Origin of the sequence: Actinoplanes sp. NPDC024001 (assembly GCF_040638955.1) — a bacterium.
Lineage (GTDB): Bacteria > Actinomycetota > Actinomycetes > Mycobacteriales > Micromonosporaceae > Actinoplanes.
Map to the genome: position 1 here is coordinate 1 of NZ_JBEZZB010000042.1, position 11,782 is coordinate 11,782.

General features: G+C 73.4%; 13 protein-coding genes. 8 read left to right on the top strand and 5 right to left on the bottom strand.

The annotated features are described in order from the left end of the window. Both AB0F81_RS18320 and AB0F81_RS18325 read right to left on the bottom strand, forming a co-directional pair. Nucleotides 1–1,874: Hsp70 family protein (locus AB0F81_RS18320; protein WP_360198570.1), on the bottom strand; the 1,874-nt coding region annotated here is incomplete at its 3' end. 123 nt (nt 1,875–1,997) lie between these two features. Continuing rightward, nucleotides 1,998–2,771 carry an enoyl-CoA hydratase-related protein gene (locus AB0F81_RS18325; protein ID WP_360198573.1) on the bottom strand — a complete coding sequence of 258 codons (774 nt, stop codon included), beginning with the start codon at nt 2,769–2,771 and terminating at the stop codon, nt 1,998–2,000. Nucleotides 2,772–2,851: 80 nt separating this feature from the next. Between AB0F81_RS18325 and AB0F81_RS18330 the strand changes: the two genes are divergently transcribed. The 4 genes from AB0F81_RS18330 to AB0F81_RS18345 are packed head-to-tail and all read left to right on the top strand — an operon-like array spanning nt 2,852 to nt 5,176. Next, entirely contained in the window at nt 2,852–3,313 is a 462-nt protein-coding gene (locus tag AB0F81_RS18330) for a DUF6232 family protein (RefSeq protein WP_360198575.1), read from the top strand. Next, nucleotides 3,310–3,663, top strand: a complete 354-nt coding sequence (locus AB0F81_RS18335) for a hypothetical protein (protein ID WP_360198578.1) — start codon at nt 3,310–3,312, stop codon at nt 3,661–3,663. The genes AB0F81_RS18330 and AB0F81_RS18335 overlap by 4 nt, the downstream gene beginning before the upstream one ends. Nucleotides 3,664–3,716: 53 nt before the next feature. Next, nucleotides 3,717–4,259, top strand: coding sequence for a PAS domain-containing protein (locus AB0F81_RS18340; RefSeq protein WP_360198581.1), 543 nt, complete (start codon nt 3,717–3,719; stop codon nt 4,257–4,259). Beyond that, entirely contained in the window at nt 4,256–5,176 is a 921-nt protein-coding gene (locus AB0F81_RS18345) for a methyl-accepting chemotaxis protein (protein WP_360198584.1), read from the top strand. The genes AB0F81_RS18340 and AB0F81_RS18345 overlap by 4 nt, the downstream gene beginning before the upstream one ends. A 3-nt stretch (nt 5,177–5,179) precedes the next feature. Here AB0F81_RS18345 and AB0F81_RS18350 read toward each other — a convergent pair whose 3' ends face one another. The 3 genes from AB0F81_RS18350 to AB0F81_RS18360 all read right to left on the bottom strand — a co-directional run bounded on the left by AB0F81_RS18350 (nt 5,180) and on the right by AB0F81_RS18360 (nt 8,166). Continuing rightward, nucleotides 5,180–6,070, bottom strand: coding sequence for a ribokinase (locus tag AB0F81_RS18350; RefSeq protein ID WP_360198587.1), 891 nt, complete (start codon nt 6,068–6,070; stop codon nt 5,180–5,182). Further along, nucleotides 6,071–6,886 carry an ABC transporter ATP-binding protein gene (locus AB0F81_RS18355; protein WP_360198589.1) on the bottom strand — a complete coding sequence of 272 codons (816 nt, stop codon included), beginning with the start codon at nt 6,884–6,886 and terminating at the stop codon, nt 6,071–6,073. Nucleotides 6,887–6,987: 101 nt separating this feature from the next. Further along, a complete protein-coding gene (locus AB0F81_RS18360; protein WP_360198592.1) occupies nt 6,988–8,166 on the bottom strand; it encodes an ROK family transcriptional regulator in 1,179 nt (392 codons plus the stop codon). A 175-nt stretch (nt 8,167–8,341) separates the two neighbouring features. On the opposite strand from AB0F81_RS18360, the gene AB0F81_RS18365 reads away from it, so the two are divergent. From AB0F81_RS18365 to AB0F81_RS18380, 4 genes are all read left to right on the top strand, one after another. Continuing rightward, a complete protein-coding gene (locus AB0F81_RS18365; protein WP_360198594.1) occupies nt 8,342–9,793 on the top strand; it encodes a glycoside hydrolase family 3 N-terminal domain-containing protein in 1,452 nt (483 codons plus the stop codon). A 117-nt stretch (nt 9,794–9,910) separates the two neighbouring features. After that, nucleotides 9,911–10,321: a hypothetical protein gene (locus AB0F81_RS18370; protein ID WP_360198597.1), complete on the top strand. Its 411-nt coding sequence runs from the start codon at nt 9,911–9,913 to the stop codon at nt 10,319–10,321. 10 nt (nt 10,322–10,331) lie between these two features. Continuing rightward, the gene (locus AB0F81_RS18375; protein ID WP_360198599.1) at nt 10,332–10,757 is read left to right on the top strand and encodes a DCC1-like thiol-disulfide oxidoreductase family protein; all 426 of its coding nucleotides are present in this window, start codon (nt 10,332–10,334) and stop codon (nt 10,755–10,757) included. Further along, nucleotides 10,738–11,457 carry a TetR family transcriptional regulator gene (locus AB0F81_RS18380; protein ID WP_360198602.1) on the top strand — a complete coding sequence of 240 codons (720 nt, stop codon included), beginning with the start codon at nt 10,738–10,740 and terminating at the stop codon, nt 11,455–11,457. Before AB0F81_RS18375 ends, AB0F81_RS18380 begins: the two co-directional genes overlap by 20 nt. Nucleotides 11,458–11,782: the final 325 nt, after the last annotated feature.

Genomic DNA, 11,782 nt, shown 5'->3' on the forward strand with positions numbered 1-11,782 from the left:
GCGGCGCCCACGGCCCGCGCCGACGCGACCGGCCGGGCCGAGCCCACCGCCGGCGAGACCGGTCGCGGCTGCGCCGCGACCGGAGCGATCGGGCGCGCATGCGCCACCACCGGCGTGGTGGGCCGGTTCCCCCGCGACGGTGGTCCGGGTTTCCTCGGCGGGGGTACGGGCTGCCAGCTCTTGCCGGGTGTCCAGTCGCTGGTGCCGGGCGGCGGGGTGGCCGCCGTCGCGTCCGGGTCGGGCCGCCAGGTCGACGGGTCGGCGTGCGGCCAGGGGTCGACCGGCGGCCGCAGGTGCGGCGGCATGTCAGCCTCGTCCACCTCGTCGGTGACCGGGCGCTTGGTCCGTTTCGGCAGCAGTGCCTCCTCGGCCGCCGCCTCGGCGTGCTCCTCGTCGTCCGTCCGCTCGGTCGTCGCGGTCGCCTTCTGGTCGATCTCGCGCCGGCCGGTGCCGGGCTCGCCGGTCCGCGTGGCAGCGACGACCGTGTCCTGCTCGCCCTCGGCGCGGGCCGGTTCCTCGGCCCGCACCACCGTCGCCTGATCGGTTTCCGGCCGCTCGACTCGCACCGCCGTGGCCTGCTCGTCCTCCGGCGTGCCCGGCCCGGCCTCGGCCTCGGCCCGGTCGGCGACCACCACGGTGGGTGAGCCCGGTTCCACCTCCGCCCGGTCGGCGACGACCACGGTGGGCCCGGCCGGCTCGGCGGACTTGCCGTTCAGCGTGATCAGGCCGGTCGCGCTCGGCAGGCTCTTCGACGGCAGCCGCAGCTCCTCGGTCGGCCCGGGCGCGGCCGGCTCGGTGGCCAGCAGCGCGGCGCCGGCCAGGATGCTGCCCTCGGCCACCACCAGCTCGGGCTGCTCGATCACCACCGGCGGGTCGCCCAGCTCGCGGTGCAGCAGCGTGGCGACCAGCGGGATCCGGCTCGCGCCGCCGACCAGGAACACCCCGGCCAGCCGGCCGTCCGGCAGGTCGGCCCAGCGCAGCAGGTTCTTGGTGACCCGGACGGTCTGCTCCAGCACCGGCCGGGCGACCGTCTCCAGCTCCTCGCGGGTCAGGTGCGCCTCGGTGTCGAGCAGCGGCACCACGAAGTCGGCCGACTGCGCCCGGGACAGCCGCTCCTTGGCGATCCGCACGTCGTCCCAGAGCTGGCGGCGGGCCCGCCGCTCCTCGACGGTGGCCGGCTCCATCAGCCGGGACCACTCGTCGGTGCGCAGGTGCTCCACGACCGCGGCGTCGACGTCCAGGCCGCCCAGGTCGTCGCGGCCGTCCACAGCCAGCACCTCGAAGCCCTCGGCGGTGCGGGCCACCGCGCTCGCGTCGAAGGTGCCCGCGCCGAAGTCGTGCACGATCACCACCGAGCCGATCGGCACGTCGCGCCCGAGCACCTCGGCGAAGTAGGTGGCGGCGGCGACCGGCTCGGCGACCAGGCGGGCGCCCTCCAGGCCGGCCCGCGCGGCGGCCTCGGCCAGCAAGGTACGCCGGGCGGCGCCCCAGCTGGCCGGGCAGGTGAGCGTGGTCTGCGGCCGGTACGGCCCCACCGCGCGGTGCCACTCCTCGGTGATCCGGGCCAGCACCGCGGCGATCAGCTCGACGGCCTCGAACTCACGCTCACCGAGCAGCACCAGGCCGTCGTCGACGCGGCGTTTCGGGTTCGGCTCGAACCGGGCCGGATCCAGCCGGGCGCTGTGCACCGCGTCCCGCCCGACCAGCAGGTTTCCCGCGGCGTCGGCGTAGACGGCGGACGGCAGCAGCGGTGAGCCGTCGACCAGGATCGGGCGGGCACGGCCGTCCGGCCATCGCGCCACGGCGACGGTGTTCGAGGTGCCGAAGTCGATGCCGAGGGCGTACCGCTTCGGACCACCCTGGTCGATGGACATGACCGCAGTCTAGGCAATGAGATTTGTTCACGACCTCCCTGGAGTGGCTGGCCGCGCGTGTCGAACGCACGATCTCCACCGTCGTGAGCAAATCTCACCCACCGGCGGGAACCGTTTGATCCACTACCTGCCGGTGAACTTCGGCTTGCGCTTCTCGACGAAAGCGGTGGTTCCTTCCACCCGGTCGTCGGTGGCGAACAGACCGGCGAACAGATGCGACTCCAGCGCCAGGCCGGCGGCGAGATCCATGCTCAGCCCGCCGTCGATCGCCTGCTTGGCGGCGCGCAGAGCGAGCGCCGGGCCGGTCGTGAACGGGCGGACCAGCGCGATCGCCGCCTCCAGCACCTCGGCGGCCGGGACGACCCGGTCGGCGAGACCGATCCGCAGGGCCTCGGCGCTGTCCACCATCCGGCCGGAGAAGATCAAATCTTTGGCCCGGGCCGGACCCACCAGACGGGCCAGTCGCTGGGTGCCGCCGGCGCCCGGGATGATGCCGAGCTTGATCTCCGGCTGGCCGAGTTTCGCGTCCTCGGCCACCACCCGCCAGTCGCAGGCCAGCGCCAGCTCGCAGCCGCCACCCAGCGCGTAGCCGGTGATCGCGGCGACGACCGGTTTCGGGATCCGGGCGACCGCGTCGAACGCGCTGGACAGCGCACCCGCGCGGGCCACCATGTCCGGGTAGGTCACCGAGGTGAACTCGGTGATGTCGGCGCCGGCGGCGAACACCTTCTCCCCGCCCCAGACCACCACGGCACGCACCGACTGGTCGCCGGACGCGGCCTGGGCCGCCTCCCGCAGCTCCTCCTGGACCTGGGTGTTCAGCGCGTTCATCGGTGGCCGCTCGAGCCGGATCGTGCCGATACCGTCCGCAACCTCGAGCCGTACGAACTCGCCCACCCGTGCCTCCTCGCATCGAGCCGTTTCGCCGTCAGCCTACGACGGGTACGAACTACATTGGGTTCCCTGGGGAGGAGAAGATGACCACCTACTACCGGGATCCGGAAGTGCTGATCACGTCATCCGGCGTGTGGATGAACGGCCGCGACTTCCGGCTCCCCGAGCTCATCCAGGTGTGGTACACGCGTGGCGCACGCTCCTGGGGCGTGATCGCCTGGCGCGGCGCGCTCGGCCTGACCATCCTCCTGCCACTCCTGCTCGGCGGGCTCGCCGTCGCGATCGCCCTGCTCGTCGATGCCGAGCTCAGCACCACGCTGGCGCTGCTGGTCGGCGGCCTGCTGCTCGGCCTGGCCGTGGTGCCGGTGGCCGACCTGATGCTGGAGCGCGTCGACCAGTCGTACGACCGGGGCAGCCGCAACCTGGAGATCTGGGGCCGGGTGCGCGGCGGTGACGTGCTGCTGCTGCGGACGAACAACGCGCAACGCTTCGGCCGGATCTACCGGGCCTTGCAGCGGGCCCTGGAGCCGGCGGTCCGCCGGTGAGGCGCGACGCCGTGAGCCTGGCGGCGTTCCTCGGCGCGATGGGCGCGCTGCACTTCGCCGCACCGAAGCCGTTCGACACGATCGTGCCCCGGTCGCTGCCCGGGTCGCCACGCACCTGGACGTACCTGAGCGGGGCCGCCGAACTGGCGGTCGCCGCCGCCGTGGCGCACCCGCGCACCCGCCGGTCCGGCGGCCTGGCCGCCGCCGTGCTGTTCGCGGCCGTCTTCCCGGCGAACGTCAAGATGGCCGTCGACTGGCGGCACGCCTCGCCGGCGCGCCGGGCCGTCGCCTACGGCCGGCTGCCGCTGCAGGTGCCGCTGATCGCCTGGGCGCTGCGCGTCTCCCGCTGATTTCCGTGATTTCGCCGGTGCGAGGCGCACCGGTTGGCGACGATCAAGAAACCATGAGAGCGACCGAGGTCAGGCCCACCGGGGTCGAGCGCACGTTCGGTGAGAACGAGATGATCGTCACCAAGACCGATCAGCGTGGTGTGATCACCTATGCCAACGAGCTGTTCCTGCGGATCTCCGCGCTGCGGGAGGACGAGGCGGTCGGCCGGCCGCACAACGTGATCCGGCACCCGGACATGCCACGGGCCGTCTTCAAGCTGCTCTGGGACGTGCTCGCGGAGCGGCGGGAGATCTTCGCCTACGTGCTGAACCTGGCCGCCGACGGCGCGCACTACTGGGTGCTGGCGCACGTCACCCCCTCCTACGACAGTTCCGGGCGGGTGATCGGCTACCACTCGAACCGCCGCCGCCCGAGCCCGGCCGCGATCAGCGCGGTCAGCGAGCTCTACACCCGCCTGCGCACCGTGGAGGCGCGGGAGAACCACACCAAGGCCGCGGTCGAGGCGGGCTGGCAGGCCCTGCAGAACGAGTTGCGCGAGCGGGGGCAGCAGTACGACGAACTGGTCTGGTCGCTGACGAACGGGGCGCTCCGGTGAGGCGCGGCGGTGACCCGCGGCCGGCGCCGGGCAACGACGACGCGCTGCGGGCGATCACCACCGCGTTCCGCAGCGTGTCGGCCGGGGATTTCGAGGCGCGGGTGCCGCCGATCGGGGAGACCGAGACGGCGATCGCCACCCGTACCGCGGTGAACGACCTGCTGGACCGCATCGACGCGTTCGTCCGGGAGGCCGGCGCCGCCTCAGCGGCCGCCGCCGAAGGCCGGTTCTACCGGCGGTTTCTGACCACCGGCCTGCAGGGGGCGTTCCGCCTCTCCGCGGAACAGGTCAACCAGTCGCTCGACGCGATGAGCCGCAACGCCGACCGGATCGCCGAGGGTGACCGGGCCCGGCTGGCCCTCGCCGACGAACTGGAGTCGGCGGTCCTGACCGTGTCGGAGCAGGTCGCCACCGCGGCCACCGAGATGGGCGCGTCCGCCAACGGGCTGGCCAACTTCGCTCGCGGCGCGGTCAGCGACGCGGAGCGGGGCCTGGAGACGGTCACCTCGCTGCGGACCGCCTCGGACCAGATCCGCGACGCCGTCGACCTGATCAACCAGGTCGCCTCGCAGACCCGGCTGCTGGCGCTGAACGCCACCATCGAGGCGGCCCGGGCCGGCGCGGCGGGCAAGGGCTTCGCGGTCGTGGCCGGCGAGGTGAAGAACCTGGCGAACGAGACCAGCTCCTCCAGCGAGGAGATCATGGGCCAGGTGAGCACCGTGCAGCAGGCGGCCGCCGACGCGGTCGGCGTGCTGGAGGGGGTCAGCCGCAGCTTCCGCGAGATCAGCAGCCTGATCGACGGGATCGCCGCGGCGGTGGACGGCGGTGGCGCGGCCGGCAACGCCGGGCTCTCCCAGCTCGCCGAGGTGCTGCGGGCCGAGGTGACCCGCTTCCTCACCACCGCCCGGCAGTCCTGAGGGTCAGCCGCCGTAGAGCGCGTCGATCTCGGCGCGCTCGGGCAGCGCGCCGCTGGCGCCCACCTTCCGCACGCACACCGCGCCGGCCGCGTTGGCCCAGCGGACCGCGTCGACCAGGTCGCGGCCCTCACCCCAGGCGACCGCCAGGGCGCCGGTGAACGCGTCACCGGCGGCCGTGGTGTCGGCGACCTCGACCCGGAACGCCGGCACGTGCTCGTCGCGGCCCTCCCGGTCGGCGAACCGGGCGCCGGCGCCGCTGAGCGTGAGCACCACCCGCGGGACCAGCGCCAGCAGCGCGGACATGTCGGGCTCGGCGCGGCCGGTGATCGCCCGCGCCTCGATCTCGTTGACCACCAGCAGGTCGACCTCGTCGAGCAGGCCGTCCGGCAGGTCCATGGCGGGCGCGGCGTTCAGGATGGTGCGGGTGCCCGCGGCGCGGCCGGCCCGCAGCGCGGCGTGGACCGTCGCCATCGGAATCTCCTGCTGGCAGAGCAGCACGTCGGCCTCGGCGATCACCTTGCGCTCGTCAGTGGTCAGATCCACAAACGTACGGTTGGCGCCCGGGCTCACCAGGATCGAGTTCTCCCCGTCCCGGTCCACCATGATCACGGCCACGCCGGAGCTGCCGTAACTCGTCCGTACCCATCGGGTGTCGACCTCGGCGGCCGTGAGCCGGGCGCCCAGGGTGACCCCGAACGAGTCCGACCCGATCGCGCCCAGGAACGTGGTCGCGCCGCCCGCCCGGGCGGCCGCGATCGCCTGGTTCGACCCCTTGCCGCCGGGCGCCATCACGAAGTCGTCGCCGAGCACCGTCTCGCCCGGCAGGGGCAGGCGCGGCGCCAGGCCGACCAGGTCCATGTTGGCGCTGCCGGCGACGACGATCCGCGGCGACATCTAGCCGGCCCGGGCCGTGAAACGGTCGCCGAAACGGTCCACCACCAGCGGCAGGCCGAAGGTCTTCGTCAGGTTCTCCGCGGTCATCACCTCGCCGAGCAGGCCGGAGGCGACCACCACGCCCTCGCGCAGCAGCAGGCCGTGGGTGAAGCCCGGCGGGATCTCCTCGACGTGGTGGGTGACCAGCACCATGGCCGGGGCGTCCGGGTCCATCGCCAGCTCGGCGAGGTGGCCGATCAGCGTCTCCCGGCCGCCCAGGTCGAGCCCGGCGGTCGGCTCGTCGAGCAGCATCAGCTCGGGGTCGGTCATCAGCGCCCGGGCGATCTGGGTGCGCTTGCGCTCGCCCTCGGAGAGGGTGCCGAACTCGCGGTCGGCGAACCCGGTCATGCCGAGCTGGTCGAGCAGCTCGCGGGCGCGGGCCTCGTCCTGCGGGTCGTAGCTCTCCCGCCACCGGCCGACCACCGACCACGCGGCGGTGACCACCACGTCGAGCACCCGCTCGGTCGGCGGCACCTGGTCGGCGAACCGGCCGGTGGTGATGCCCACCCGGGTGCGCAGCTCGTTGACGTCGGTGCGGCCGAGGCGCTCGCCGAGCACGTAGGCCGTGCCGCGGGTCGGGTGCAGCCGCGCGGACGCGAGATTGAGCAGGGTCGTCTTGCCCGCACCGTTCGGGCCCAGCACCACCCAGCGCTCATCCAGCTCGACCTGCCAGGACAGGTCACGGACCAGGTGATTCCCCGAGCGGACCACGCTGACGCGGTCGAAGGCGATGACGGTGTCCTCGTCGGGCGGAATGGGTACGGCAGCCTCCAGCACGCATCCATCCAACCACGTGCCCGCATCGGAACGAGACGGCGTGCCGGGTCTCCATCCAGCGTGTTGAGTTCGGGTGCGATTCGCACCCGAACTCGGCACACTCAGTCGGTCGTCGACCCGAAGACCTCGTCGCGGACCGCGTCCAGAGCCGTGCGGAGGGCGCCGTGCAGCACCGGTTCGGAGGCCACGCCGGTGACCACGACCTTGGGCGAGCCCAGGGTGATCGCCGCCACCTCGCGCTCGACCCGGTCGGCCAGGGCGGCGCCGCCGGCCCGGCCCACCTCACCGGCGAGCACGACCAGCGGCGGGTCGAGCACCACGCAGGTGGCGGCCACACCGAGGGCGAGGCGGCGGGCCAGCTCGTCGAGCACCGGATCGCCGGCCGGGCCGGCCGCCACCGCGGCACGCACCACGTCGGCCGCCTCGGCGCCGCGGAAGCCGAACTGCTTGCCGATCGCCTTGACCGCGTCGGCGCCGGCGATCGCCTGGAAAGCGCCCTTCACCCCGCGGCGGGAGGCGTTGTGCGGCACCTCGGCGCCGGCCACCGGCAGGTAGCCGATCTCACCGGCGGCGCCGGTGGCGCCCTGGTGCAGGCGGCCCGCGATGACCGTCGCGAGACCGACGCCGCGGCCGATCCAGACCAGCGCGAAGTCGTTGACCCCGGTCGCCGCGCCGGTGCTGGACTCGGCGACCGCGGCCAGGTTCACGTCGTTGCCGAAGAAGACCGGGGTGCTCAGGTCCCGGCGCAGCTCGGCGAGCAGGCCGCGGTGCCAGCGCGGCAGGTCGTGGGCGAAGGAGATCTCCCCCGACTCGGGGTCCACCAGACCGGGGGTGCCGAGCACGACCCGGCGTACCGAGGACATGTCGGTGCCGGCCTCGCCGGCGGCCTGCACCACCGCGTTGTGCACCACGCCGACCGGGTCGTCGGTGTCCTTGGTGCTCTGCTCGACCCGGCTGGTGATCGCGCCGGTGATGTCCGCGCAGGCGGCGACGACGCAGTCCGGGCCGACGTCCACGCCGATCACGTGCGCGCTGGTCGGGGTGACCGCGTAGAGCTGCGCGTTCGGCCCGCGGCCGCCGGCCTGCTCACCGACCCGCCGGACCAGGCCGCGCTCCTCCAGCCGCTCGACCAGCTGCGAGGCGGTGACCTTGCTCAGGCCGGTCAGCTCGCCGAGCTGAGCGCGGGTCAGTGGACCGCGCGTGAGCAGCAGGTCCAGCGCTGCACGGTCGTTGAGTGCGCGCAGCAGCCGGGGCGTGCCCGGTAGGCGGGTGGCGGCCATAAGCGTTCGTCCCCTAATACTAAAGATTCTTTCCTGTTACAGTGTCGGCGCACGACACGCAGCCGCAGCGTAACGGTCGGCAACGCCGCCGAGCCGCAGGGTGGCTCATCGACTCCGAGCGATCATGGCAGCTCGCGGGCCTCCTGGACCAGTTTTGCGTCATCGGAAGGACAACATGTCGACCGACTCCGGCCTCCGCCGCCTCGCCTTGCACACCCTGCTCGCCGCTTTCCCCGGGCACTCCGCCCCGGACTGGGCGCTCGAACTGCTCGCCGAGGGACTCGCCGGCCACACCCTGTTCGGCACCAACGTCGCCGACCCGGGCCAGCTGGCAGCCCTGACCACGCGGTTGCGCTCCGCCCGGCCGGACGCGCTGATCGCCATCGACGAGGAGGGCGGCGACGTCACCCGGCTCGGGCACCGGACCGGCAGCGCGTACCCGGGCAACGCGGCGCTCGGCGCGGTCGACGACCCGGAGCTGACCCGGCTGGTCTACGCGGCCATCGGCGCCGACCTGGCCGCCGCCGGGGTGAACCTGAACCTGGCGCCGACCGTCGACGTCAACACCGCCGACGACAACCCGATCATCGGCACCCGATCGTTCGGGGCCGACCCGGCGCTCGTCGCCCGGCACGCCGGCGCGGCCATCACCGGGCTGGAGTCGACCGGCGTCGCGGCGTGCGCCAAGCACTTCCCCGGGCACGGCGCCACGGTCACCGACTCGCACCTGGAGCTGCCGACGGTCGACGTACCGCTGGCGACGCTGCACGCCCGCGACCTGCCGCCGTTCGCCGCAGCCGTCGCGGCCGGGGCGCAGGCCGTGATGAGCGCGCACATCCGGGTGCCGGCCCTCACCGGCGACCTTCCGGCGACCTTCAGCCGGGCCGCCCTCACCGACCTGCTGCGCGGCGAGTACGGCTTCCGCGGCGTGATCGTCACCGACGCCCTGGAGATGCGCGGCGCCGCCGGAACGGCCGGCAGCATCCCCCGCGCCGCGGTGGCCGCCCTGGCCGCCGGGGCGGACCTGCTCTGCATCGGCGCGGACGTGAACCGCGCCCTGGTCGAAGCGGTCGCCACCGAGATCGTCGCCGCGGTCGGCGACGGCCGGCTGCCGCTGGCCCGCCTGGAGGGCGCGGTCGCGCGCACCGCCGCCCTGGCCGCGTGGAGCTCCCGCCCCCGCCCGGCCACCGACCGCGACGGCGACCTCGGCGTGGCCGCCGCCCGCCGCGCGGTCACCGTCGAGGGCACCCCCGCCGACCTGCGGTCCCCGCTGGTGGTGCAGCTGGAGGCCGGCTTCTCGATCGCCGAGGGCCGGGTTCCGTGGGGCCTGAAGCCGCACCTCAACGGAACCGAGCAGATCGAGGTGGTGGCCGGCTCGACCACGCCGCAGGCGCTCGCCGACCGGGCCGGCGACCGGCCCATCGTGGTGGTCGGCCGGCGCATCCACAGCTCCCCGGCGGGACGGGCGCTGGTCGGCGAGCTGGCCGCCACCCGCCCGGTCGGCGTGGTCGAGATGGGCTGGCCGTCGGACTGGCGCCCGGAGGGCGCGCGGGCCTTCATCGTCACGCACGGCGCCAGCCTGGCGAACGGGCGGGCCGCGGCGGAAGCGCTCGGCCTGGCTCGCTGACCTCGACAGCCGGACCCGATCCCGGGCCCGGCTGTTTTCGGCACCCACTTGAACACGTTCAAAAAACGGCGTACGGTCGGCACATCGGTATTTGAACGCGTTCAAGTGGAGTTGTTCATGGACCACAAAGCCCTGATGTATCTCGTCTACCTCGCGATCAGCATCGGGTTGACCGTGTGGGTGGCGACCACGCTCTCCCGCAACGGGCAGATCTTCCTGGAGGAGGTCTTCGGGGAGGCCCGGCTCGCCAGGGCCGTCAACCAGCTCCTCACCATGGGCTTCTACCTGCTGAACCTCGGCTATGTGGCGGTCGCGATGCGCTCCGACCAGACGGTGGCCGGTGCGAGTGAGGTGCTGGAGACGCTGTCGCTCAAGATCGGGCTGGTGCTGCTGGTCCTCGGCGTCCTGCACTTCTGCAACGTCTTCTTCCTGGGGCGTTACCGGCGCAGCCGGCTCCGCCAGCAGCAGGCCGCGCCGCCGCTGCCGCCGGCTGCCCGCCTGCCGATGCCGCCGCCCGCACACGCCTGAAAAGCGACTGATGAGCGGGACCACCGATCCGGCCGGTCACGGGGCCGGCCGGATCGGCGCTTTCACGGTGCTCTACGACGCCGGGTGCCCGATCTGCCGGACCGCGCACCGATGGCTGGCCGGGCGTCTGCACCTGGTGCCGCTGGAGTTCCTGCCGGCCGGCTCGGCCGAGGCACGACGGCGGTTCCCGACCCTGGATCACGCCGCCACGCTGCGCGATCTCACGGTGATCGCGGACACCGGCGAGGTCTACACCGGCGACGGCGCCTGGCTCGCCTGCCTCTGGGCGCTGGACGGCTATCGCGGGATGGCCGAGCGCCTGGCGACCCCGGCGATGCTGCCACTGGCCCGCCGGTTCATCGCCACCGCGTCGGCCGTCCGGCGGTCCACCCGGGAGCCCGGATACGGTGAGGCCTGTGACGACAGCTGCCGCTGACGGCCCGGCGGGGCCGCCCACCGAGAAGCCACGGCGGGCCCGCGGCGAGCAGACCCGGCAGGCGATCCTGGAGACCGCGCTGCGCCTGTTCCGGGAGCGGGGTTACGCGGACACCACGATGCGCGCCATCGCCAAGGAGGCGGGGGTCGCCGTCGGCAACGCGTACTACTACTTCGACTCGAAGGAACACCTGATCCAGGGGTTCTACGACCGGATGCAGAGCGAGCACCGGGCGGCAGCGGCACCGGTGCTCGCCGGCGAGCGCGACTTCGCGGCCCGGCTGCGCGGGGTCCTGCACGCCGGGGTCGACGTCAACGCGCCGTACCACTCGTTCGCGGCGACGTTCTTCAAGACCGCGGCCGAGCCGACGTCGCCGCTGAGCCCGTTCTCCCGGGAGTCGTCGCCGGCCCGGGACGCCTCGATCGGCCTGTTCCGGGAGGTGCTGGAAGGTTCCACCGCGAAGGTCGACCCGGAGTTACGGGAGCGGCTGCCCGAGCTGCTCTGGCTGAGCTGGATGGGCGTGACCCTGTTCTGGGTCTACGACCACTCCCCGCAGCAGCGGCGAACCCGCCGGCTGATCGACGGCGCGGTCCCGCTGATCGACCGGTTGGTCGGCCTTTCCCGGCTTCGCGTGCTGCGCCCGGCCCTGCGGCAGGTGCTGCAGTTGCTCGACGACGTACGGAACGACGACATCACTTAGCGTAACGAGATTTGCGCCTATTGCCAGCTATGTCGTAAATGGGCGAATCTTCTGCATGAATCGGGCCAACCGAACGGACAATCCGTGACCGCAACGGTTCCGACAGGTGCCGATTGTCACGTAGCGTCATGAGCGCAGGTGGGTCTGGGGACGTCGCGGAACTCGGCTCGGGACCAGTACGAACCGCGACGCAGACGGTGAGCCGGGCGCGCAGGGCTTCGGGAGCAGCCCCGCGCAGCCCGGCTCACCACCTTCGCCGGCCCTCCCGCAGCTGAACACGCCGCGGCCCGGCGCCGGCCCGATGCCTTCTCCGGGACCGGCGTGC

What these genes read in the sequence shown, in the direction of transcription:
- AB0F81_RS18330 (WP_360198575.1), top strand. Translation starts at nt 2,852, where the DNA reads ATGACCACCTACTACCGGGATCCGGAAGTGCTGATCACGTCATCCGGC.
- AB0F81_RS18340 (WP_360198581.1), top strand. Translation starts at nt 3,717, where the DNA reads ATGAGAGCGACCGAGGTCAGGCCCACCGGGGTCGAGCGCACGTTCGGT.
- AB0F81_RS18350 (WP_360198587.1), bottom strand. Translation starts at nt 6,070, where the DNA reads ATGTCGCCGCGGATCGTCGTCGCCGGCAGCGCCAACATGGACCTGGTC.
- AB0F81_RS18360 (WP_360198592.1), bottom strand. Translation starts at nt 8,166, where the DNA reads ATGGCCGCCACCCGCCTACCGGGCACGCCCCGGCTGCTGCGCGCACTC.
- AB0F81_RS18365 (WP_360198594.1), top strand. Translation starts at nt 8,342, where the DNA reads ATGTCGACCGACTCCGGCCTCCGCCGCCTCGCCTTGCACACCCTGCTC.
- AB0F81_RS18370 (WP_360198597.1), top strand. Translation starts at nt 9,911, where the DNA reads ATGGACCACAAAGCCCTGATGTATCTCGTCTACCTCGCGATCAGCATC.
- AB0F81_RS18375 (WP_360198599.1), top strand. Translation starts at nt 10,332, where the DNA reads ATGAGCGGGACCACCGATCCGGCCGGTCACGGGGCCGGCCGGATCGGC.